We start from the raw sequence: 24,611 nt of genomic DNA on the forward strand, positions 1-24,611 counted from the left end.
CCCTCCATTCCAATTAATGTGACCCATATTCATTTCAATGTGACCTCCCTTCTCTTGCGCTCCCTATTTCTGAATCTATGTGACCCGTTTCTTCTTTTTTGTGCCCTCCATTCCAATTAATGTGACCCATATTCATTTCAATGTGACCTCCCTTCTCTTTCGCTCCCTATTTCTGAATCTATGTGCCTGTTTCTTCTTTTTCGCTCCTTCCATTCCAGTTAATGTGACCCATATCCTATTTAATGTGACCCTGCTCCTCTTTCGCTCCCTAATTTTACATTTATGTGCCCCGCTTTTTCTTTTTCGCTCCCTCCATTCCAATTAATGTGACCCATATTCCTTTCAATGTGAGCCAACTCCTCTCTAACTCCCTTTTTCTTCCACCAAAATAACTTGTACCATCTTTTCCCGCCACCAACTTAATAAATTTAATCAAAGCTTTTTGTTTCATTACTTAAAACCAGTGGTAAAAATAAAAAAGAGGCAAATCTATTAAAAATAGATTAAACCTCTTAAAATACTAGTCTATGATTTGCACTTTTACGGTACGTACTCCCCAATTCTTTGCTTTTGCAAGAGATGGGATAAAAATATCAATTTTATTTCCTTTAATAGCGCCGCCTGTATCGCCTGCAACTGCATAACCATATCCTTCAACATACACTTTCGATCCTAATGGAATAATGTTTGGATCAACAGAGATTACTTTTTTCTCTGGGTGTTTTTTTATGTTTATGCCCGTTGCTGTAATACCAGAGCATTTTTCGCAATTAGCAGTGTACGCCGTTGCTTTCATTTGAATTACCTTTTTTACATGTCCTACTGTTTTATTTGCTGCCTGTTTTTTTGTTTCCTTAACGGGCTTAACTGCCACATTAGTACTCTTTGCAGAAGAAGATGTTATTGATTTAGATACGATAGATTTTGTTTCTTTTTTCGTATCTCCTTCTGGATAGATTACTAATTTATCATTAGGATGGATCAAATCTGAAGATAATTTATTCCACTTTTTTATTTGCTTAGCCGTTACATGATACTTTTTAGCTATATTCCAAATATTATCTCCATTTTTCACTTTATATGTTTTTTGATTTATTATGGTTAGTTTTTGGTGTGGAAAAATCAAGTTTGATGTTAGATTATTCCATTTCTTTATATTGTATACTGTTTCATGTTGTTTATTTGATATACTCCATAATGAATCACCCTGTTTAACTTTGTACTCGGCAGCAAAAGTATTTCCAGTTATAAATCCTGTCAACGTAAACGCGGCAGCTATAGCTGTAAATGCTTTTTTCATTCAATTACCTCCCTTTTGCTAGTAAAAAAATTTACTAACATTGCCAATACTAACACACGAAAATAACAGTACAATAACAACAACATGTTCATTTCATTACGTTCCGTTTTCATCTCTTGTATCAAATGTCACATTGTAATAAATAGAAACATTTATAAATTTCGAAAAAAATTAACATTTAAAAGCGTACTCTCATAACTAAAACTGTAAATATTTAATGATCTTCCCTACTTCTAAAGGTTGTTCAAGCAGATTGACCAAAAAATTTTCACAAAAAAACCTACTCATTAAGAGTAGGCTATATTATCGTTATTCCTCTGCAATTTTCTTCAACGGGCTTTCCGCTGGTCCTTCAATGACATCACCATTAATAGAAAACCTTGAACCATGGCATGGACAATCCCATGTGCGATCACCTGAATTCCATTCCACTTCACAGCCAAGATGTGTACAAGTTGTATCAACAATATGTACCTTCCCATCTTTATCTCGATAACCACCTGCTCGTTTTCCATTTACATTAACAACCGAGCCTTGATCTACATCTAAATCACTAATATTCTTTAATGGGTACTCAAATTTTCCTTCTATTAAATGTTTTGCAACATCTACATTGGTGGAAAGAAATGATTTAAAGCTTGTTTCACCAAACCGCGATGGAGTGAATAGATCTTCATATGGATTATCTTTTTCCAATATAAGATCTCTCATTAAATGTGCAGCGACAGTACTATTCGTCATTCCCCATTTTCGAAACCCGGTTGCGACAAAAATATTATGATGACCTTCTGTAATTTGACCGATATATGGAACTTTATCTAATGTCGTCAAGTCTTGAGCAGACCATCTGTATAGGTATTCTTTCATACCAAATGTTTGCTCAGCAAATTCCTCTAATGCTTGATAATGTAAAATAGTAGAAATTCCCTGCCCCGTCTTATGATTTTCACCAGCTACTAGCAAAACTTTTTCTTCATTAAATATAGCATTTCGAAATGAACGCGTAGGCTGTTCCGCATTGATATACATACCACCAGTAAATTCCTTTTCAGGCTTAATCGCAATAATATATGATCTTTCTGCATACATTCTAGTCGGATAAAAGCCAAGCCCATCATAAAAAGGAAAGTGGGAACATGCACATACATATTTGCTAATTACAGATGGCCCCTCATTAATCCTTACAATTAATTTATCCCCTTTGTCAACGTCAGCTGCCGTTGTATTCTCAAATATTAATCCACCATTTTCTACTATGTAATTGACTAATGGTTTTAAATATTGCAGTGGGTGAAATTGTGCTTGATCGTTCATTTTAATTGCCGCTTTAACCGCAATATCTATTGGGACTCGATCTGAAATATCTCCCCTTATTCCTAACTTTTCATAGGCTATCATTTCATTTTTCAACTTATTAATATAATCGTCAGAATTTGTATAAATAAATGCGTCCTCGGATGTGAGATCACAATCAATATTATGTTCTTTAATAGTATTTTGAATAAATGCTATGGCATCTTTATTTGCTTCAAAATATAACTTTGCTCTCTCCATCCCAATCGTTTGGATAAGTTCATAATAAATTAAACCATGTTGAGCCGTAACCTTAGCTGTCGTATGACCAGTAGTACCGTTTAGAAGAATACCTGCCTCTAATATTGCAACTTTGAATCCTTCCTTTACTAATAAATAAGCAGTAGTAATACCTGTAATTCCTCCGCCAACAATGGTGACATCTACTTCAATATCCTCAAGAAGCTGTGAAAATTTTGGCAATTCTATTTTATCTCGCCATAATGTTTTTGGGTATTGTGGCATGAGTATCTGACTAGCATCCTCATTTGGCATAATTAATACCTCCAATTACAAATACTTTTCATTAGCTTTTACATAAAAGATGAAAGTCATGTAATTGGTAATAAAATAATTTGTAATTAATGAATAGTTTTTAGGCGTTTAGAAATGCTTTTATTATAGATAACATGAGATTGGAGAGAGATGATGAGTAACAAACATGATGAAATTTTAACGAATGCACCAAAAAAGCCAAATATTACGATTAATACAGCTGCTGATAATGCAACCGGCAATAAATATGCTCCCGGAGATTCTGTTAATGAATACGAACACCTGAAAGATGCCAATGGAATTATCGCAAAGGATGAAATAGGGCAGCAAAATGAAAATTTATAATATGAAACACACACAATTGCTAAAGTCAGTGTACTGATTTTAGCTTTTTTTTATAAATAAAATTTGTTGGTCAATATGTTGAACAGTATAACTATGCAATGATTCAGGTCAACAACAACTTAATTTCAGTTGAAAGAAGAAAATCATGATAACAGTGCAAATATCATAACTAGGCGAATTAAGATGCCTTTAGAGTTTTTACATGGTATAATCAAACAGATATTATATGTGGAGGTTGTAATGAATTGATTACAGTAAATAATGTAGGTTTACGATATGGTGATCGTAAACTATTTGAAGATATTAACATTAAATTCACACCTGGTAATTGTTATGGCTTAATCGGTGCCAATGGTGCTGGTAAATCCACCTTTTTAAAAATTTTATCAGGTGAATTGGAAGCCCAAACAGGTGATGTCCATATTACACCTGGCGAGCGATTAGCGGTGTTAAAGCAAAATCACTTTGAATTCGAGGAGCATGAAGTATTAAAAGTAGTAATGATGGGTCACAAACGCCTATATGAAGTCATGCAAGAAAAAGATGCTATCTATATGAAAGCTGATTTCACAGATGAAGATGGCATGAAGGCTGCTGAGCTCGAAGGTGAATTTGCAGAATTAAATGGATGGGAAGCAGAATCAGAAGCTGCCATTTTATTAAAAGGTCTTGGAATTGGCGAAGAACTTCATGCTAAAAAAATGGAAGAGCTAACAGGTGCAGATAAAGTAAAGGTTTTACTTGCGCAAAGCTTATTTGGAAAACCAGATATCTTGTTATTAGATGAGCCAACCAACCATTTAGATTTAAAAGCCATCCAATGGTTAGAGGAATTTCTCATAAACTTTGAAAATACGGTTATCGTAGTATCTCATGATCGCCATTTCTTAAACAAAGTATGTACCCATATTGCTGATTTAGACTTCAGTAAAATCCAGCTTTACGTAGGCAATTACGATTTCTGGTACGAATCCAGCCAACTTGCTCAAAAATTGGCACAGGATGCAAACAAGAAAAAGGAAGAACACATTAAAGAGCTTCAAGCTTTTATTGCAAGATTTAGTGCAAATGCCTCTAAATCGAAACAAGCAACATCGCGCAAAAAGCTATTAGACAAAATTACTTTAGATGATATAAGACCTTCATCCCGTAAATATCCTTACGTTCAATTTACCCCTGAACGGGAAATTGGAAATGATTTGCTTCGTGTAGAAGGAATAACAAAGACAATTGATGGGGTAAAAGTTTTGGATAATGTCAGCTTTATTATGAATAAGGATGACAAAATTGCACTTGTTGGCCAAAATGAAATTGCCAAATCAACCCTTTTCAAAATTTTAGCAGGTGAAATGGAGCCTGATAGCGGAAGCTTTAAATGGGGTATTACTACTACGCAAGCTTATTTTCCAAAGGATAACTCCGAGTACTTTGAAAATGGAGAATTGAATCTTGTTGATTGGTTAAGACAATACTCCCCTGTTGATCAGAGTGAAAGCTTTTTAAGAGGATTCCTAGGCAGAATGCTATTTTCTGGTGAAGAAGTGATGAAAAAAGCAAATGTATTGTCTGGTGGTGAAAAGGTTCGTTGCATGCTTTCAAAAATGATGCTTAGTGGTTCAAATATACTGTTACTGGATGAGCCGACAAACCACTTAGACTTGGAATCCATCACTGCTTTGAATAATGGTTTAATTCGCTTTAAAGGATCAATGATTTTCGCATCTCACGATCATCAATTTATCCAAACAATTGCGAATCGGATCATTGAACTAACACCAAACGGAATGATCGATAAAGAAATGACGTACGACGAATATTTAGAGAATGATGAAATTCAAAACCAATTACAAAAACTATATGCATAAATTTTAAGGAATCAACCATGTGTTGATTCCTTTTTTTATTTAACCATAAAATGTTGGTCGATTTGCTTTATCAAGCTTTTATGAAGAACGAATAACAGCTTAAGAATAGGAGCTCGACTTACATTCCCTTGCTGAATAATTATGTAGTTGTTCATGATAGTTTTTTATATAAAAAACTAAATACCTTTTCAATCGGACTTCATATACATATAAGTATATTCAAAAAAGGTGTGGAGTTTGTATGACAATATCAGGGCTTGAATATATAAAACGAATTGACAACTTAAAAAATGAGGTTTGGATTAATGGACAGAAAATTACAGGAAACATTTCACAGCATCCTGCCTTTCAAGGCATAATAAAAAGTAAGGCCGCATTATTTGATCTTCAAAAAGACACCACCCACAAAGAACTTTTAACATATATGTCCTCTTCAAATAATGAAATAAACTTTTCCTTTCAACAGCCAAAGAGCTCGGAAGACTTAGAAAAGAGAAGGAATGCAACGATATTATGGTCTAAGACAAACGCCGGACTATTAGGAAGATCACCAGATTATGTAAACACAGGAATAATGGCATTAGGTTCTGCACACAAATTATTTGGAAATAGCGACCCAAAATTCGGCGCTAATATTCTTCGGACATACGAAAAAGCTAAGGAGCATGACCTAACATTCACACATACTTTTATCAATCCGCAAGTGAATCGCTCTGCTAGCTATTTTGAAGATACTGATTCCAATATTATTGCAGCAAAAATTATCAAAGAAAATTCTGATGGAATTATTATTAAAGGAGCTCGGTTATTGTCTACACAAGGAGGAATAACAGACCAGCTTTTAGTAATTCCTGCCGGTGGAAACTTTATCGATGAATCCTATATTTATGCTTTTACAGTCCCTTCGAATACACCGGGTTTAAAATTTCTTTGCCGTGAATCTTTTGTATTAAGTGATTCACCATTCGATTATCCCCTCGGATCACGTTTTGAAGAAATGGATACTATTGTAGTGTTTGATGATGTTTTAGTACCTTGGGAAAATGTATTTCTTTATAAAGATTACAACATCGCATTTTCGATGTTCAGTGATACTAATTTTAATACATTATTGCTCTATCAAGCTCTTACTAGAATGATTGTGAAGACAGAATTTATCCTCGGACTGTCTGAAGCTATTGTTGAAGCTATTAATATTGGAGAATATCAGCATGTAAAAGACAAAGTTACTGAAATTATCGTTACACTTGAAATATTAAAAGGATTACACTTTTCTGCTGAACTTCAAGCAAAGAAAAATAATTGGGGAACTTTAGTCCCCGATGCGAAACCACTAAATGCAGCCATTAATTATTATCCTCGTATATATCCGAGATTAATAGAAATTATTCAGCTGCTGAGTGGTAGCAGTTTAATTACACTCCCTACGGATAAGGATTTTCATTCACCTATTCGGCACTTTATTGATCAATATCTTCAAGGAGCCAATTCATACGCAGAAGATAAAGTGAAGCTCTTTCGTTTAGCATGGGATCTATGTATGAGTCCATTTGGAACAAGACAAACTCATTTTGAACGATTCTTCTTCGGTGATCCAGTTAAATTATCGATGGGATTATATAACGGATATCCGAAAGATGAATATGTAAAGTATATTAAAGAATTTCTAACATAATTTTCCCATTTAAAAAGTAACCAATCGCTTTTTGATTGGTTACTCCGTTTGTTTTATCACACTATGAATCGCCTCCATCATTTCCTGATAGCTGGTACATCTGCATATATTTGATTCCATCCAGTCTTGTACGGTTTTATTATCGGCATTAGGAAACATCGTTAATAGAGAATGAGCATTCATTATGAACCCAGGAGTGCAGAATCCGCATTGAAAAGCATTTTTCTCGACATATGCTTTTTGGATAGGAGAATATTTCAACCCTTCAATAGTTATAATATCTTTCTCTATTGCTTCTATAGCTAGCATTAAACATGATTTTTGCGGCCAGCCATCTACCATGATTGTGCATGCTCCACAATCTCCATTTCCACAACCATATTTCGTTCCAGTTAATCCAAATCCATTTCGAATGACTGTTAATAATGTATCTGCTGCACGAAAATGGACCTCCCTTTCTTCCCCATTCACTTGTAAGAAACCATTGAAAAACTTGAAGTCAGTCATTTACTCAACCTCCAGTTTCTGAAATAATTCAAGCATGGTATTTTCTAATAGAAAATTTTTATATTTGGCGGACCCTTGAATATCATCGATAATAGGTTGCGGCCAAAGCTCCAATGCTTTTTTTATCCTTTCTTTAAATGGTAATTGTCTAAGATTTAATTGTTCATCAACAATATCCGCTTGGATGGGAAATTTTGATGCCCCACTTACTGCAATTTTTAATCTTCCGTTTAATTTAACTGCATTTATAGAGATAACAGGATAACCAACCGTACCAATTGTTCTAATTTTCTTTGCAAAAAAAGGTGCTTTAATATACTTTTCATCTACTACTAAATGAATAAGCAGTGTACCAGATGGTAACTGATATTCCTCATTAAAAGCATCTTTAAGGGAGATCATTTTAACACCATTTTCATCTGCTATCACTACTTTACCGTCTGCCACTAAGAATGGAAGGATCGCTTCCTTAAACCGAATATTACTGCAAATATTTCCACCTAATGAAATTTTATTTCTAGCCGTTTGGTCAGCAATTTCATTGGCCGTTTGACTTAATAATGGATAGCTATCCTGATAAACTGCTTGAGTTAAAGAAATGCAAGAACCCAGAATATAATTTTGATTTTCTAACAATAAACTATTACACTCACGTATTCCATTTATATCAATGACAGCATCTGTTGATAACAGATTAATTCTTGCAAGCGTAATAATTTCTGTACCACCACCAAAATACATTGATTTTTTCCCTTGTAATTTAAGTTGGTGAAATAAATCAACAGCTTCCTGAATAGATTGTGGTTTATAGTATTCAAAATTAAAAGGTATCATATCGGTTCTCCATTTTAGTCCGCCATAGGTTTTCAGGAGTTAATGGTAATGTATAAATTTCCGTTCCCATTGCATTTGATAGACTATTTGATAACGCAGCAGGAATTCCAATAATACCATGCTCTCCAATTCCACGAATTCCATATGGTGAATCTAAGAATGGAGTTTCTACAAAGTCGACAATATATTCAGGATTTTCCCCATATCTTAACAAATGGTATGTTCTTAGTTGGGGATTTAACACAACACCTTCTTTAGAAAAATCAAATTTTTCTCTTGTGGCAAAGCTTAAGCCCATATGCGCTGCCCCCATTACCTGCCCCGTTGCAAGTAAAGGGTTTATTAGTCTTCCACAATCAATTACTGCATACACTTTTTTCAACTCATATGTGAAGTTTTCAATATCAAATTCAACTTCCACAGCTTCTGCGCCAACAGTCCATTCAGGACCAGGAACACCTTTTCCGGTATCGGGATCAATTGGTACAATATTTCGTAAGATGTATTTACCCCTACCTATAATCTCTCCTCCAATAGCATTTCCTTTTGGATATTTATATCCATGTGCAAGTTCAGCCATTGGAATGCTTTTAGCTGGATTCGCTCTCAAATACACGTTTCCTTCCCCTACTTCTAAGTCCTCTTCTTCCACAAGTAATATTTTCGCTGCAATATGTTTGAATTGCTCAATGGCATCATTACAAGCATCCATTACAGCTCTACCAACCATAAACGTCCCCCTACTTGCGACCGTTTTCCAATGTTCGGGAGTAATTTCTGTGTCAACTGCCATCTTCACATGGACCATGTTTACATCTATTTGGAAACGTTCTGAAATGATTTGTGTTAGCGCTGTTTTGGTGCCTTGACCAAGTTCTACTAATCCACAATTAAGATTCATACTGCCATCATCGTTAAAAGTAATAATGGCTCCTGAACCAGCATCAGAATCTATATTGGAAGTCTTCCATAAACCGCTAATCCCAAGTGATCTTATTTTATTCGAGCCAATTTTTTGCTTATATTCAATATTGGGTCCGATAAGTTCCTTTAAGCGTTTGAAACATTTTGTAACATTACCTATATTACTTGTTGTTAATTCTGTTTGTGTAGGAGTTGTGTCCCCTGGTTTAATGGCATTTTTAATTCGAAAATCTATCGGATCCATCTTTATTTCCTTGGATAATATATCGATAGTTCGGTCAATGGCAAACGTCAACTCTGAGTGACTAAATCCGCGGAAAGAGGTAGTGTATGGATGGTTTGTATACATACAGTAGGAGTCACACCATACGTTTTCTATATTATAAGGACCTGTGCAATCAATAGCTGCGGATTTACTCATATCTACTCCTTTATCTGAGTATGCTCCTCCATCAAACCAATGAGTTATTTTTGCTGCTTGAATCTTTCCATCAAAGCTGCAACCAATTTTAACGATTGCATCAAGTCCAATATGAACAGGAGACATAATAAGATCTTCTTCTCTTGAATTCAACACTTTAACAGGTTTCCCACCTACCGCTCTAGAGCCGATAAAAGCTAGGTATTCAAGCTGAATGGCAGCCTTCCCACCATAAGCTCCACCTACTAATGGTGTATGAACATCTACTTTTCCTTCTTCGATATTAAAAATACTCGATATTGATTTTTTTATTAAATATGGTGCTTGTGATGCAGAATGAATAATTACATGCCCGGCAGGAGTTATTTCTGCAACTGTACATCTTGTTTCCATAGCAGCATGATCCGCTTGCGTAAAGGAATAACTCTTTTCAATAATGACATCACATTTGGAGAATCCGTCTTCAATATTTCCTTTTCTGATTTTGGTATGATTGGCGATATTAGTCCCAGGTACTGGATATACACCTTGACTCACTTGATAATTACCAAGGTTCTCATGAACAAGGGGTGAATTCTGCTTCATCGCTTCTTGTGGTGAATTGACTAACGGAAGTGGTGAATACGATATTTTTACGAGGCTTGCGGCTTGTTTTGCTTGATACTTTTTTTCAGCTACAATCATGACAATGGGTTCACCATAATATCGTACCTTTGAATAAGCTAGAGGAGGACGATCAAAAATATCTTCACCGGTTAGTGGAAGATTTTCTCCAGTAATAATTGCTCTAACACCCTGTATACTTTTAGCGTGAGAAATATCTATAGAAAGAATTTTTGCGTGTGCATATGGACTTAAAACGAATTCAGTCTCTAATACATGCGAAAAAGCCATATCATTTATATATTTACTATTGCCTGTTACCTTGTTAAGGGCTTCCTTTCTTAAAATGCTTTTGCCCAAACCAGACATAAGGATTTACCTCCATAACAAATAAATTGTACTTTTATTTCTATATGCTTAGGCTTTGAAATATATGTGATAACTTGTCTTTGAAAAATATAAAAACCCGCCAAATTTGACGAGTTTTATTCGTTAAGTAAATGTTTGACACGCTGTATCATCTTTGTTAATTTATCTGCGTTCTTTTTATACATTTTTTTCGCGTCGTTTGATTCGGTTGCAAGCGTAAATAGTTCCAAATCAGCTTGACATTTTTTAATCGTGGCAAGTAAAAGCGCTCTTTCCTGTGATTTTGGGATTTGAATTTTATCATCAAAAATATCGACAGTTAATTTCCCGTATGAATCAATTTGGCCAACAACTACATTGTCTAAAGCAACATTAAGTTTTTGCAGTTCTGTTTCTAACCATGCACGATTATAACCACTTAATCCTAATGGTTCGTCCAATATTTTTCCTTCCATAATAACAGTTTGAGGTTCTTTTTCCGATGGGACTACTAACCGGATATCCTTTGGTGATAGTGGCTGACTTTCTTTTTTCAATAAAACACTTAAATCACCGCTTGGTTCTAGGACTGCAAATTCAACATCGGCAATATTAAAAGCATTTTTCTGGCGAAGAAGCTCCATTAAATTATCTACACTATATTTTTCTTTATTTAAATTATCCTCTTGAATTTTCCCGTCTCTTATCACAACTGTAGCTTTTCCTTCTAAAAGCTCTCTTAATTTTTTGTTCTTTAATGTGATCAGGCTTATAAAAAGAGGAATAACTGTCCAAACTAACAAGCTACAGATGCCATAAAAAAAGTTATCTTTTACCCCTGTTGAGGTTTGAGCAGCAATATTCCCTATCGTTATTCCTACAACGTATTCAAAAAGCGAGAGTTGTGAAATTTGTTTTTTACCTAGAATTTTTGTAAGTATGAACAGAACAATAAGTAATGAAAGAGACCTAATTACAATGTCTAACCACTCTGGTAAATTCATTACACACTCTCACTCCTTAACCCTTATACTGTGGTTCTTCTCTTTCCAATACATAAACGCGATTTTGCAAATCTTGAATAATCTCTTCTGTTTCCATCATACATTCATGAAACAGTCGCTTTGATTCATCATCTCTTGAGAGAATCGCTAAATGACTAAAATTATCCTTTGCACCACTAAGACTAGCAATACAATTTTTCACATCTGATGCAATCGTCATCGTTATCCCCCTTTTTTCGTGAAATAGTCGATTGTGCAAGTTGGCAATTCCCCGTCCGATCGCTGGTCTTACACTAGTAAAAAGGCTTCTTCAAGGGATTCACCAACTCACAAAAGTTTTTTTTCCAGCGGCTTCCTCGAATGGAAACCGCCGATAGAAGTAATTTTTCTTACTGTTGTTTATATTGTGGTTCTTCTTGTTCAACCTCATTCATTCTTGGAGTTAATGTGTCAATAATAGATTGAGTTTGTTGTGCACATGTTTGATAAAGTTGCTTTGCTTGTTTATTATCAGTAGCCAATGCAAAACTTTCTAAGTTTGCTTGTGCACTTTTTAAACCAGATACTGTTTGTTTAATGTTATTAATAACCGTCATACAAGCACCCTCCATTTTTCCTGAATCAAATTTGTTCGTATTGAACGAATTTATTTTGTGAATATATACGACCTTTTATTATTTGAAATAATTCCCTTTCTTTTTAGAATGATTCATATTATTTAAATAGTTATATTCAATTATTTCAATTTAATATATAATTGTTAGTGTTACGAAATGTTCCCATAATTCTTATTTTTTAAGGAGGAATAAAAATGCAAAAAACCGTTGAGAAAAGATTAAAACGTTCTGAAGTTCCTGTTGAAAACACGTGGAATCTTGAAGATTTATTTGCTTCTGATAATCACTGGGAAGCAGAACTTAAATCTGTTGAAAGCGATATTTCGCAGGTTAGCCAATTTAAAGGAAAGCTTAATACGAGCGCAAAGGTATTATTGGATTGCCTAAATGCAGAGGAAGAGCTTTATTTACGGGTGATAAAAGTAGCGACTTATGCTAGTCTTAAATCTTCTGAAGACGGTTCTAATCCTGTTAATCAAGGAAATTCTTCTTTAGTTGCATCCATGCTTGCAAAATTAGGTGCTGCATTATCTTTTATCGAGACAGAAATTTTATCTTTTCCTGAAGGAACAGTTGAAAAATATTTACAGGAAGAAGCGGAATTAACTGTATTTAAAAATAAATTAAATGATTTATTAGAAAAAAAGAAATATATCCTTTCTCCTGAAGTAGAAGAGCTATTAGCATCTTTAAGTGAAATACATAATTCTCCATATACTATTTATCAGCTTGGTAAGTCATCTGATATGGAATTCGACTCAATCGATGGAGACGGTAATGAATTACCAATGTCATTTGCCCTTTATGAGGACCGCTATGAGTTATCACCAAATACAGATGTTCGTAGAAAGTCGTATGATTCATTCATAAAAACGCTTGAAAAATATAAAAACACTTTTGCTGCAACCTATGCCACTGAAGTAAAGAAACAAGTTACTTTATCGCGTGCTCGTAAATATACGTCTGTAACTGAAATGCTTTTGCACTCTCAGAAGGTATCAGAGGAAATGTATCATAATCAATTAGATATCATTCAAAAAGAATTAGCTCCACATATGCAGCGTTATGCTAATTTGAAAAAACGTGAACTAGGTTTAGATAAAATGTTATTCTGTGACCTAAAGGCTCCATTAGATCCAGAGTTTAACCCAAAAACAACTTATAGTGAAGCAACTAATATGATTATTGATGCTCTTGAAGTAATGGGACCAGAATATAGCCAAATTATGAAAACCGCCTTAACACAAAGATGGGTTGATTTAGCTGATAATATCGGTAAATCAACAGGTGCATTTTGTTCTAGTCCATACAGCGTACATCCATATATTTTAATTACGTGGACAGATACAATGCGTGGCGCCTTTGTCCTTGCACATGAGTTAGGGCATGCAGGCCATTTCTATCTTGCAGGGGCTAATCAAAGATTGGTGAATACTCGTCCTTCTACTTATTTTGTTGAGGCACCATCCACTATGAATGAATTATTACTTGCTAATCATATCTTAGCGAAAACAAATGATAAACGCATGAAACGCTGGGTAATCTCTAGTTTATTAGGTACTTACTATCATAACTTTGTTACTCATCTTCTTGAGGGTGAATTCCAAAGAAGAATTTACAATCTTGCAGAAGATGGAAAACCTTTGACAGCCAAAACACTTTGCGAGCAAAAACACGATGTATTAACTAGCTTCTGGGGTGATGCTGTTGAGTTAGATGAAGGTGCAGGTTTAACATGGATGCGTCAGCCACATTATTATATGGGACTATATCCATATACGTATTCCGCTGGATTAACGATTTCTACCGCAGCTTCACAAATGATTCAAGAAGAAGGACAACCGGCGGTAGATCGCTGGTTAGATGTATTAAAATCTGGTGGTACGTTAAAACCACTTGATTTAATAAAAAAAGCCGGTGTTGATATGTCAAAACCAGATGCCATTCGAAAAGCCGTCGCTTACGTTGGGTATTTAATTGATGAGTTAGAAAAGAGTTATGAATAAATTATTAAAGTAGAAAAAAAACGCCCTACCGATTATTCGTCGGTTTTAGGGCGTTTTTTTGAGATAAGTAGAGCTACTTGTATCATAATTAAAGGGAGAGAAGTCTTTTTTCGATACGCCAAGTATTTCGGTTCCCATGTATCTGCGTATTTCTCTTTAAAATTTTTAAGCCCCTTAAAATGGTAGATGAAATTACCATGCAAATATATTTGAGACGCTAGCTTTTCTCCGAGAAACGAATATTTTGATAAACCAACATTTGCCAGTGGTGCCATCCCAATGTTAAAACGTTTATAACCATTTTGACTTGCCCATTCAAATAGTTGAAGAAACATAAAATCCATAATCCCAGGTGGTGAATCAGACAACTGTCGCATTAGGTCCAATGATACCGTTTCATGCTCATCATATTTAGGCATTAAAGATGTAAAAGCAATGGCAACTCCATCTTTATTCTGTACAACTGCAATAGGGCCCGAATTTATGTAATCCCTATCAAAGAAACCTAATGAAAAACCTTTTTCAAGTCGGCCTTGTAACCATTCCTCTGATATGAATTGAAGACGATTTAATAATTCTTCAGAAAATGGAGGTTCTAGAACGGTACAGGAAAAGCCTTCTCTTTCCAATTTGTTTTTTGCGGCTCTTAAATTTTTCATTTTTTTTCCTGATAAAGAAAACTCCTCAACTTTAACATATGCTTCCTCTCCTAATTTGAAAAAGTCATATCCATTTTCATGCAGCTTTGGTAGCATCTCTTTTGTAACCTCATAATAAACTGGTGTATAGCCATACAGATTTGCAACATCGTGAAATTCTTCAATACAATCATGAAATTCTCTTTCATCCCCTACTGGATTTCCTAGCACAACAAGCTTGTCCGCATATTTTTGAAAAGCAAACAGTACATTTCCTGATTTGCTCCAATAAATCATTTTGTCATGTAAAAATATTAGATGTGAGAGAACCGTTCCACCGTATTTTTGTAAATGTTGCATAATCTTATCTGTTTCAGTTATAGATGAACGAAATTGGGCTTCATAAGGTTTTCTTAACCAGTACACAAAATAAATGACAATTAGCGCTATGATTAAACCTAAGAGTGCACTTTTAAATAGATCACTTGAATCTAAAATCATATATTTTCGGATAACGTGAGAGATTTTCATTTTCTGACTATGTTCCGGTAAATTCATATAGCCAATGAATATATACAAAATAATAAAGAAAAGAATACCTATAAAATCAAAGACCGCTCTACCCCATGTGACAACAAAATTAATACGATAAAAACTTTTTTTCGATAACCATAAGATGAAAGCAACAATACATAAAAAGATTGCTTCTTCATAATTAAGATTCTTCGTAAGAGAAAGAATTGCAGCGAATATTAACATGAACATGGTGAAATAGTAAGCCCATTTTACTTTGTATTCAATTCCTCTCGATAAAAACAATAATAATAAACCAGCTGCAACAGAAAGTTGATGCGATAGGTTCATAATTGGAAAGGAAAGAAATCCCCTTAAAAAAGCGATTCTTTCTAATACCCCAGGCAGTGCTGCTGAAATTAACAAAATAATTCCAGAGAAGAAAACGAGAAGAGTAATAATCCAATGACTAATATTTCTCGCTAAGAAATGTATTACCTGTCTATATGGTTTGTCCAAGTCCTTCCACAATTTTTTCAGAAAAATAACAGTACCAATTATAAATGGAATAATATAATAACTGATACGATAAAAAAGCAGAATCAGCAATATTTTTTCTGTTGGTATATGGATACTTTCAAATCCTAATATCATGATTAAGTCAAAGGATCCAATCCCACCAGGAATCATACTTACTATTCCGGCACAAGAAGCAACAATAAAGATAGGAAATAATTCCTTTAATGTAATATGTATATGAAGGATATTTGCGATGGACAAAAACAACATGATAGCAAACATCCATTCAAAAATGGAGATGACAATCAATTCAATGATATGAATTGTTTTAAAATGCTCTGTTTGAGATTTTCGTTCTCTAATTTTCGTTAAAATAATTAAAATAGGCGCATACAAACTTATTACCCAAACAGCTAGCTTTATCCATTTCATCCCTGACAAAAAACTTGTATGCATAATCCCAAGGGAAACAATCCAACTAAGAATGGAGAGACCAGCTAAATAAAATAATGATATTTGCGCGATATTTTTAACGAGGACACCACGATCCTTGTACTTCCCTTTAAAAAAATATGTACGTAAGCTTAATCCCGCTACTCCTCCAAAACCAATAAAATTGGAATAAGTATTTATTGTTAAAGAATATTTAGCCATTTCAAATTTTGGTATCCCAAGGTTCAGAATTCGATTAAGCACTTGATCATAAAATATCATAGGTGTTACCGCAATAACTCCTAAGATAATAATTATTATGACATTATGAACATTTATTTGATCTAAATGATTTTTTATTAAATTTATATCAAAATTCTTAATCATTTTTCTGGATTCCAAAAAGATAAATAAAAGAAGTATTACTGGGAATAAGAATTTTAAAGTAGATATAACCTTCTTATTCAGCTTCAAACATTGCACCCGCTTTCCACCTAGACCTAAGCACTAGTATATACTAAAACTTTCCTATTTTAAAACTAATTATTAATTTAATGGTTTTGAAAGGTAAAAAAAGATAGCATTATTTGCTATCTTTTTCTCTATTTCTACAATGTCACTGCGTTTTCTTCTTCAATACGACTTAATCGCTCAGCAACTTCTTCTTGTGTTAAGTTATGCTCTTTAATATAAAGATTTCTAGGATGTACTCGACATTCATGGGAGCAGCCACGTAAATATTTATGTTCATTTTCTTCAGTACATAAAATTTGTTTATTACATTCAGGATTTGCACAATTTACATAGCGTTCACAAGGTTCACCGGTAAAATATTCTTTCCCTACAATAACATGTTCTTTGTGATTAATAGGAACAGCAATTCGCTCATCAAATACATAGCATTGACCATCCCATAATTCACCTTGTACCTCTGAATCTTTACCATAAGAAACGATTCCACCATGAAGCTGCGCTACATCTTCAAATCCTTCTCGAACTAACCAGCCTGAAAACTTTTCACAGCGAATTCCACCTGTGCAGTAAGTCAATATTTTTTTGCCATCAAACATTTCTTTATTAGCACGAACCCAATCTGGTAATTCCTTAAATGTTTCAATGTCAGGCTTAATTGCCCCTCTAAAATGACCAAGATCATACTCATAATCATTTCTTGCATCTAAAATTACTGTATTTTCATCTTGCATCGCTTCAAAAAATTCTTTTGGGCTATAATACTTACCAGTAAGTTCATTCGGATTAACATCATCTTCTAATCGAAATGTTACAAGTTCATTGCGGGGTCTTACATGCATTTTCTTGAATGCATGACTATCAGCTTCATCTACTTTAAAAACAATCCCATCAAAACGAGGATCATTTTTCATCATATTCATATATTCTTCTGTTTCTTCTACAGGACCTGATAGCGTCCCATTTATCCCTTCATTTGCAACAAGGATTCTTCCTTTTAAACCAAGCTCTTTACAAAATTTTAAGTGCTCCGCTGCAAATTCCTCAGGATTCTCAATATTCGTATAAAAATAATATAATAATACTCTGTAAGGCTTTGTTTCTGACATATTATTACCACCTATGAATTTATATTTGCAAGATATAAATGTATTTAGGCTGTAGTTGATATACACTTTTTCTCTTACAAGAAATTATTGTATAAAAATAACTCCAATTGTGCAAGGGAGAATTTGTGTACATTCTCCCATAATTCTCCTGTCAGAATGCATTAACATTTACTGAATTAAAAATTAGTCGAATTTAATGCCTTTCAATGCCTCTGCAAGGGCGTTATTTATTGGTTCATCAGCATTATTTTGCTGCTTTAAATATTTTTGCACAGAGCGTTTATCCATTTTTCCACCAGACTCTTTTTTGCGTCGTGCTTCAAATGCAGATAACTTCTCACGATATCCACATTGACATGCGAAGATTTGACCTTCCCCTTCACCACGAAGTTCCAATTTCTTTTTACATTGAGGGCAGCGTGCGTTCGTTACACGTGCTACATTTTTTCTATAACCGCATTCACGATCCTGGCAGACAAGCATTTTCCCTTTCTTACCATTTACTTCTAACATTGGTTTCCCACAGTCTGGGCAGGATTTAGTTGAGATATTATCATGTTTATATTTTTTATTACTTGCTTTAATTTCTGCCACTATTTCTTTTGTATGTTCTTTCATTTCATTGATGAATACATTTTTATTCAGTTTACCTTTAGCAATTAGTTCAAGCTTTTGTTCCCATTCAGCTGTAGTTGCTGGAGACTTTAATTCATCTGGAACTAAATCTAAAAGTTGACGTCCTTTAGAAGTGATATAGATTTCTTTTCCACCACGTTTTTCAATTAAGAATGAATTAAATAATTTATCAATAATGTCAGCACGAGTGGCAACTGTCCCAAGTCCACCAGTTGATTTTAACGTTTCTGCAAGTTTCTTATCCTTTGTTTCCAAGTACTTAGTCGGGTTTTCCATTGCTGATAATAAAGTTGCTTCTGTAAAACGTGATGGTGGCTTGGTTTGTCCAGATGTCTGAGCAATTAATTCTGTCCTTAATACATCACCTTTTTCAAGACGTGGTAATAACTGCTCTTTTACATCATCTGTCGTTTCATCATCATCATCACGATTATCGTAAACTTCTTTCCAGCCAGCGTGGATTACTGATTTACCACGTGCAATAAACTTTTCATCTTCAATTGTTGCATGTACTGTTAATTGTTCAAATTCAAACGCAGGTAATAATACGGCTAAGAATCGTTTTACAACTAGATCATAAATTTTACGTTCTTTATCTGAAAAAGAGGATAAATTTACAAATCCCTCTGTTGGAATGATAGCATGGTGATCACTAACCTTACTATCATCTACAAATGATTTTGTTGCCTTAATAGGCTTTTTTAATATCTTATTTGCAAGAGAACGATACTCCCCAACACTACATGCTTTTAAACGTTCTGGAAGCGTACTAACGATGTCTGCCGATAGATAACGCGAGTCAGTCCGAGGATATGTTAAAACTTTATGTTGCTCATACAATTTTTGCATGATATTCAATGTTTCTTTTGCCGAATAGCCAAAGATTTTATTGGCATCACGTTGTAATTCTGTTAAATCATATAGAGCTGGTGCGAATTTTTTCTTTATTTGCCGATCAACGGAAACAATTTTTCCATCAATACTCCCAAGAGATTTTACGATATTCTCTATTTTTTCTTTATTAAAACTGCGAGTATTTCCATTAGCATCCTGCCATGTTAATTTTATCTTATCTGTCACAGCTTCAATGCCATAATAGTTCTGCGGTTTGAAGTCCTTTATTTCGTCTTCGCGTGCAGCAACCATTGCAACAGTTGGTGTTTGTACACGACCACAATTTAGTTGTGCATTAAATTTAGTGGTTAATGCACGAGTTGCATTTAAGCCTATATACCAATCTGCCTCAGAACGTGCTACAGCGGATGCATATAAGTTTTCATAAGCTTTTCCAGGTTTTAAGTTATTAAATCCGTCTTTGATCGCTTTATCGGTTACAGAAGAAATCCATAATCGTTTGATTGGCTTATGAATTTTTGCTTTATCAATAATCCAGCGTGCGACCAATTCTCCTTCTCTCCCAGCATCCGTAGCTACTATTATTTCATTGACATCGCTGCGGATTAACTGAGCTTTTACAGCATTAAACTGCTTTCCAGTTTGTTTCATAACAACTAATTTCATACGTTCTGGAAGCATTGGAAGATCTTCTAAATTCCATGTTTTATATTTATTATCATAGCTTTCCGGATCAGCTAAAGTTACTAAATGTCCTAAAGCCCAAGTGACTATATATTTGTCTCCTTCTAAAAATCCATTTCCTTTCTTCGTGCACTTCAATACTCTTGCTATATCACGTGCCACGGATGGTTTCTCCGCAATTACTACACTTTTTCCCATATTTCGAACTCCTTTACTGACTTTGTAAGGTCTAATATACCATAGTTTTTTATAAATAGTCTTCTAGATACACCTAAGACAATTTTAGTAAAAATCTGATCATATTAAGGTGTTTTTTTCTTTTTCAACATTTATAATATAATTATACGTTTACAAAAAGGAGATGATCTTAATGGCAAAAAGTAATGCTAAAAAAAGGCGTGAGAAGCTTGTAAGAGAAGGGAAAAGAAATCCATTAGAAAATAGAGGGGTATATGCATTAGCTGATATGAGGACAAGAAAAAACAAAACAAAACAAGAACTACTTTCACAAGTTAAACATAAAGGTCGATTATCTTATGAGGATTTTAAAGATAATCGACCTTCTTATTTATTCTGCATTTAGTTCCCTTACTTTGTCATCGGTCGGCAGAAATAGAGTAAGCAGACCTAATAAAGGTAAAAAGCTACAGAAAATCATCACAAATTTAACGCTGAATATATCTGCAAGTGTACCGTATAATACAGCTCCAATAGCTCCCATCCCAAATGCAAACCCAACAATTAAGCCAGATACCACCCCGATTTTTTGTGGCATTAATTCTTGTGCATACACAACGGTAACACTAAAGCTGGAAGTTATAATAAATCCAATCAGGAAAAATAATGGAATAACTAAAAATAATGGTACATATGGAAGAACTAGAGTTAGCGGAGCAGCACCAACTAAAGAAAACAAAATAATATTTCGTTTACCAAATCGATCTGCTAATGGCCCTCCTAAAAATGTACCGATTACGCCTGCAATCATAAAGATAAAAATATAAACTTGTGCCTGTTTTACAGAAAGACCGTAATCATCAATTAAATAAAATTGATAAAAATTGGAGATGCCTGCAGAATACCAGGAACGGGCAAATACAATAAATACCAACAAAACCATTGCAGCTTTTATTTTTGGGTTAATTGGCTTATGAACAGCCTCTACCACTTTTTTCTTAGCCGTTTTTAATCCTAATGTTATTTGCTCTTTATACCAGTTCGATACAAAGCTAAGTACAATGATTCCAATAATAGCAACACCTACAAAAGAAAGAACACCTTTTTGCCCAAATGGTACAAATATAAGTGCCGTAAATACTGGTGCAAGTGACTGCCCGAAGTTTCCTCCTACTTGATAAATTGACTGTGCTAACCCACGTTTACTTCCAGCTGCCATGAAGGCAACACGAGAACCTTCAGGATGAAAAACAGCCGAACCAATACCGATGAAAAATACGGAACATAGGATTATATAAAAATTAGGTGATAGCCCAAACCCTACTAATCCAAATAAACTCATTAACATTCCCAATGGTAACAAAAACGGTGTCGACTTCTTATCAGCATAATATCCAAAAACAGGCTGCATTACAGAGGAAGTCATATTAACTACAAACGCAATCCACCCTATTTGTGAATAGCTCAATTTTAATGTATCTTGCAATATTGGAAACATTGCAGGCACAACTGCTTGAATTGAATCATTAAAAAAATGCCCTGAACTAATTGCAACTAAAATGCCATATACGGTGGCTAATTGGAGATTAGTTTGTTTTTGTTTTGCAGCTACTGCCATTTTCTTCTCTCTCTTTCATATAAAATGTTAATACTTCTCTTTTTATTAGGTTTCCGAAATAAACCGATAAACTGATTATACATGGTTTTTAAAATAAAAAAATAAAAACTTTTCTATAAAACCATCGTACATAGTTAGTCTTTCATTTGGAAAAATGATAATGGAGGTGAAAGAATGGCGAATCGAAAAAAGGACCCGTCGAAGATAGGTTTAAATTCACCGCAGGTTAAAGGGCAAGGTACAACAAATGAGGAGACTGGGACGATAAAAGCGGACGCTTCCAGAAAAAAGCACGGAAGATAATAACAAATGTGCTAGCCGATAGGCGCTATTGAAATTGAAGTACAAATTTCACCTGGAGCTAGACGGAGACAATGTTATCACATGGATAAATTCTATAACTGTCTAAACAATGAATATTTTTCCATCTATTTGGAAGCCTAAAATATTAAGAGGAGGTGTAGGAAATTGGCGAAAATTGGTGTAGAACAATCATTATCTAATGTATCGCAAGTTCTCCGCGAAAAAGGATATGATGTTGTGGAGTTAAAAAATGAACAGGATGCAAAGGGTTGTGACTGCTGCGTTGTTACTGGTGGCGATGAAAATGTAATGGGAATACAAGACGTAATAATCCAAGGGTCAGTAATCGATGCAAGAGGCATGTCAGCTGATGAAGTATGTCAAGAGGTTGAAAGCAGAATTCAGTAAATAAGCTATAAATCTAAAACATCTAAATAACCCCTTCATCCCAAATAGATAAAGGGGTTATCATGATTTCATTAATATTAACTATTTCACTGTATTTCCCATAATGAAAAAGTGGTTAAAATAAAAATGAAATGAACCACTCAACAAATTTAGATTTTTGCTTTATGGAGAAGACTGGAAACGGTACAGTATCTTTCAATGGTATCCATGATAGGACAACTTGAATATTAGATAATTCCTCTAGTAAATAAAGATCGTCGCTATTTCTAATAATCACTGCTTTCGGTAATGAAGCATATTTATATCCTTCAATCAATATCAAATCTAAAGGTAAGCGTTCATAATAATCTATGATTTCATCCAATGACCAATATTTTGATTGTTTTTTTATTATTAGTTCACCATTGCCCTCTACAGCCGCATAAACTGCACCAGCATTAAGATGTTTCACACTGTCTTTTTCCATGTTTTCCTTTGCAGGAGTACCTCCATGCCCATGGTGTTTAATGGTTCCAATCTTTAAACCTGATCTGTCTCCATATTCGATAATTTCCTGAACAAGAGTTGTTTTTCCGCTATTTTGAAACCCTACTATCTGGAAGATTTTCGTTGTTCCACCCATGATTCTTCACTTCCCGCTTGATCCTCTATCAATAGGATATCTACTAAATCACCCGTTTTATAGCCTCTTGTACCTCCAGGTAAGACCATTAAACAATCAGCCCAAGCTATAGATGTCACTACATTTGGTTTATCCAAACCAACAGGCTCTACATATAGACATCCATTATCATAACTCAACTTACTTCGAACAAAGCGATTAAATGGATTCGGTTTTGGGAAATCCTCTTTTAAAGTGGCAGTTGCCTTTCTTAAAAAAGGCTTGTTGGAATATAACCAATAACGAATGATTGGACGAACATATAATTCAAATCCAACATAACAGGAGGATGGATTACCTGATAAACCAAATAATAATTTATTGTCGCATTTCGCTACCGTAGTAACACTGCCCGGACGCATCGCAATTTTATTAAATAAAACTTGTGCACCAATTTGTTCATATATTTCCGGTAAGTAATCAAAATCGCCAACCGAAACTCCTCCGGTAGTAAGAATGATATCACATTCATTCATTGCGGACTTCACGGCAGTAAGCAATGATTCTATTTTATCTGCACAATTTTCATATTTTTTAATAGACGCTCCTGCTCGATTAATTTGCGATTCAATCATATACCCATTACTATTACGGATTTTTCCTGGTACCAGTGGTTCATCCACTCTTAATAACTCACTTCCTGTTGCAATTACCCCAATAACCGGTTTTTTTGCTACTGGCACTTTATGATATCCAAAGGTCGCTAAAAGCGCCTTTACTCCTGGATTAACTACCGTTCCCTGTTCTAATAAAACTTGCCCCTTTTTTGTATCTTCCCCTTGGAAAGAAACATTTTCACCTGCTTTTACTTTTCTTTTTATCGTAATGAATTTTTTACCAACGGAAGTTTCTTCTTTCACAAGTTCGAGCATAATTACTGAGTCGGCTCCTTGCGGAATAGCTGCTCCGGTCATAATCCGAATTGCCTGAAATTCTTGTAATTGTTTCATACTAACTTGACCAGCAGCAATCTCATCTACTACATCAAATTGTACAGGATTATTACTAGATGCCTCTAAAGTATCACAAGACCGAATCGCAAACCCATCATATGGGGATCGATCAAACGGAGGAACATCATGATCGGCAATTAAAGGCTCTGCTAAAAATCTATTATCGCATTCATCAATAGATACCCACTCTATTTCCCCTCTTTTTTTCCATTCCATTATTTTCTCGGTTGCTTCTTTTACCCAAATGGGCTTTCTCCGTTCTACCATTCTGCATCCCCCTTTATTTTCTTTCATTTTATACCTTATTACCTTTTCTTGAATGATATTTTGATAGCTT

At 34.5% G+C, this 24,611-nt stretch carries 22 protein-coding genes; 7 read left to right on the forward strand and 15 right to left on the reverse strand.

Annotated features, from left to right (window positions below):
* Nucleotides 1-280: 280 nt before the first annotated feature.
* The 3 genes from AC3WJF_RS11100 to AC3WJF_RS11110 form a co-directional block, all read right to left on the reverse strand.
* On the reverse strand, nt 281-451 hold the full coding sequence (locus AC3WJF_RS11100) for a hypothetical protein (RefSeq protein WP_492452109.1): 171 nt from the start codon (nt 449-451) through the stop codon (nt 281-283).
* Between the two features lie 69 nt (nt 452-520).
* The gene (locus tag AC3WJF_RS11105) at nt 521-1,300 is read right to left on the reverse strand and encodes a 3D domain-containing protein (protein WP_492452111.1); all 780 of its coding nucleotides are present in this window, start codon (nt 1,298-1,300) and stop codon (nt 521-523) included.
* A gap of 309 nt (nt 1,301-1,609) precedes the next feature.
* Complete coding sequence (locus tag AC3WJF_RS11110) at nt 1,610-3,148, reverse strand: FAD-dependent oxidoreductase (protein WP_492452113.1); 1,539 nt, start codon at nt 3,146-3,148, stop codon at nt 1,610-1,612.
* A 153-nt stretch (nt 3,149-3,301) separates the two neighbouring features.
* On the opposite strand from AC3WJF_RS11110, the gene AC3WJF_RS11115 reads away from it, so the two are divergent.
* The 3 genes from AC3WJF_RS11115 (at nt 3,302) to hpaB (ending at nt 7,033) form a co-directional block, all read left to right on the forward strand.
* Nucleotides 3,302-3,493 carry a hypothetical protein gene (locus AC3WJF_RS11115; RefSeq protein WP_492452115.1) on the forward strand — a complete coding sequence of 64 codons (192 nt, stop codon included), beginning with the start codon at nt 3,302-3,304 and terminating at the stop codon, nt 3,491-3,493.
* A gap of 245 nt (nt 3,494-3,738) precedes the next feature.
* Nucleotides 3,739-5,358, forward strand: a complete 1,620-nt coding sequence (locus AC3WJF_RS11120; protein ID WP_492452117.1) for an ABC-F family ATP-binding cassette domain-containing protein — start codon at nt 3,739-3,741, stop codon at nt 5,356-5,358.
* Nucleotides 5,359-5,599: 241 nt separating this feature from the next.
* On the forward strand, nt 5,600-7,033 hold the full coding sequence (hpaB, locus tag AC3WJF_RS11125) for a 4-hydroxyphenylacetate 3-monooxygenase, oxygenase component (RefSeq protein ID WP_492452119.1): 1,434 nt from the start codon (nt 5,600-5,602) through the stop codon (nt 7,031-7,033).
* Nucleotides 7,034-7,072: 39 nt separating this feature from the next.
* On the opposite strand, the gene AC3WJF_RS11130 is transcribed toward hpaB, so the two are convergent.
* From AC3WJF_RS11130 to AC3WJF_RS11155, 6 genes are all read right to left on the reverse strand, one after another.
* Nucleotides 7,073-7,540, reverse strand: coding sequence for a (2Fe-2S)-binding protein (locus tag AC3WJF_RS11130; RefSeq protein ID WP_492452121.1), 468 nt, complete (start codon nt 7,538-7,540; stop codon nt 7,073-7,075).
* Nucleotides 7,541-8,374 carry an FAD binding domain-containing protein gene (locus AC3WJF_RS11135; RefSeq protein WP_492452123.1) on the reverse strand — a complete coding sequence of 278 codons (834 nt, stop codon included), beginning with the start codon at nt 8,372-8,374 and terminating at the stop codon, nt 7,541-7,543. It abuts the gene before it with no gap.
* Complete coding sequence (locus AC3WJF_RS11140) at nt 8,361-10,691, reverse strand: xanthine dehydrogenase family protein molybdopterin-binding subunit (protein WP_492452125.1); 2,331 nt, start codon at nt 10,689-10,691, stop codon at nt 8,361-8,363. The genes AC3WJF_RS11135 and AC3WJF_RS11140 overlap by 14 nt, the downstream gene beginning before the upstream one ends.
* A gap of 116 nt (nt 10,692-10,807) precedes the next feature.
* A complete protein-coding gene (locus AC3WJF_RS11145; protein ID WP_492452127.1) occupies nt 10,808-11,674 on the reverse strand; it encodes a DUF421 domain-containing protein in 867 nt (288 codons plus the stop codon).
* Between the two features lie 16 nt (nt 11,675-11,690).
* Nucleotides 11,691-11,894, reverse strand: coding sequence for a DUF1657 domain-containing protein (locus AC3WJF_RS11150; RefSeq protein ID WP_492452129.1), 204 nt, complete (start codon nt 11,892-11,894; stop codon nt 11,691-11,693).
* 169 nt (nt 11,895-12,063) lie between these two features.
* Nucleotides 12,064-12,270, reverse strand: a complete 207-nt coding sequence (locus AC3WJF_RS11155) for a DUF1657 domain-containing protein (protein ID WP_492452131.1) — start codon at nt 12,268-12,270, stop codon at nt 12,064-12,066.
* 215 nt (nt 12,271-12,485) lie between these two features.
* Here AC3WJF_RS11155 and pepF point away from each other — a divergent pair, with 215 nt between their 5' ends.
* Complete coding sequence (gene pepF, locus AC3WJF_RS11160; RefSeq protein WP_492452133.1) at nt 12,486-14,297, forward strand: oligoendopeptidase F; 1,812 nt, start codon at nt 12,486-12,488, stop codon at nt 14,295-14,297.
* Between the two features lie 32 nt (nt 14,298-14,329).
* Here the strand turns inward: pepF and mprF are convergent, their stop codons facing one another.
* The 3 genes from mprF to AC3WJF_RS11175 form a co-directional block, all read right to left on the reverse strand.
* Nucleotides 14,330-16,882, reverse strand: a complete 2,553-nt coding sequence (gene mprF, locus AC3WJF_RS11165) for a bifunctional lysylphosphatidylglycerol flippase/synthetase MprF (RefSeq protein WP_492452135.1) — start codon at nt 16,880-16,882, stop codon at nt 14,330-14,332.
* 125 nt (nt 16,883-17,007) lie between these two features.
* Nucleotides 17,008-17,979 carry an oxygen-dependent tRNA uridine(34) hydroxylase TrhO gene (gene trhO / locus AC3WJF_RS11170; protein WP_492452137.1) on the reverse strand — a complete coding sequence of 324 codons (972 nt, stop codon included), beginning with the start codon at nt 17,977-17,979 and terminating at the stop codon, nt 17,008-17,010.
* Between the two features lie 183 nt (nt 17,980-18,162).
* Nucleotides 18,163-20,352, reverse strand: coding sequence for a DNA topoisomerase III (locus AC3WJF_RS11175; protein ID WP_492452139.1), 2,190 nt, complete (start codon nt 20,350-20,352; stop codon nt 18,163-18,165).
* A gap of 172 nt (nt 20,353-20,524) precedes the next feature.
* Here AC3WJF_RS11175 and brfA point away from each other — a divergent pair, with 172 nt between their 5' ends.
* Nucleotides 20,525-20,737 (forward strand): ribosome rescue factor BrfA, encoded by a 213-nt coding sequence (brfA, locus tag AC3WJF_RS11180; protein WP_492452141.1) that lies wholly within the window; start codon nt 20,525-20,527, stop codon nt 20,735-20,737.
* Here brfA and AC3WJF_RS11185 read toward each other — a convergent pair.
* Complete coding sequence (locus tag AC3WJF_RS11185) at nt 20,723-21,949, reverse strand: MFS transporter (protein ID WP_492452143.1); 1,227 nt, start codon at nt 21,947-21,949, stop codon at nt 20,723-20,725. The genes brfA and AC3WJF_RS11185 overlap by 15 nt on opposite strands.
* A 174-nt stretch (nt 21,950-22,123) precedes the next feature.
* Between AC3WJF_RS11185 and AC3WJF_RS11190 the strand changes: the two genes are divergently transcribed.
* Nucleotides 22,124-22,252 carry a YuzL family protein gene (locus AC3WJF_RS11190; protein WP_492452145.1) on the forward strand — a complete coding sequence of 43 codons (129 nt, stop codon included), beginning with the start codon at nt 22,124-22,126 and terminating at the stop codon, nt 22,250-22,252.
* A 165-nt stretch (nt 22,253-22,417) separates the two neighbouring features.
* A complete protein-coding gene (locus AC3WJF_RS11195) occupies nt 22,418-22,660 on the forward strand; it encodes a YkuS family protein (protein ID WP_492452147.1) in 243 nt (80 codons plus the stop codon).
* 115 nt (nt 22,661-22,775) lie between these two features.
* Here AC3WJF_RS11195 and mobB read toward each other — a convergent pair whose 3' ends face one another.
* Both mobB and AC3WJF_RS11205 read right to left on the reverse strand, forming a co-directional pair.
* Entirely contained in the window at nt 22,776-23,282 is a 507-nt protein-coding gene (gene mobB / locus AC3WJF_RS11200; protein WP_492452148.1) for a molybdopterin-guanine dinucleotide biosynthesis protein B, read from the reverse strand.
* The gene (locus AC3WJF_RS11205) at nt 23,252-24,541 is read right to left on the reverse strand and encodes a molybdopterin molybdotransferase MoeA (protein ID WP_492452150.1); all 1,290 of its coding nucleotides are present in this window, start codon (nt 24,539-24,541) and stop codon (nt 23,252-23,254) included. The genes mobB and AC3WJF_RS11205 overlap by 31 nt, the downstream gene beginning before the upstream one ends.
* Nucleotides 24,542-24,611 lie beyond the last annotated feature (70 nt).

Source organism: Heyndrickxia sp. FW510-T9, assembly GCF_058781025.1.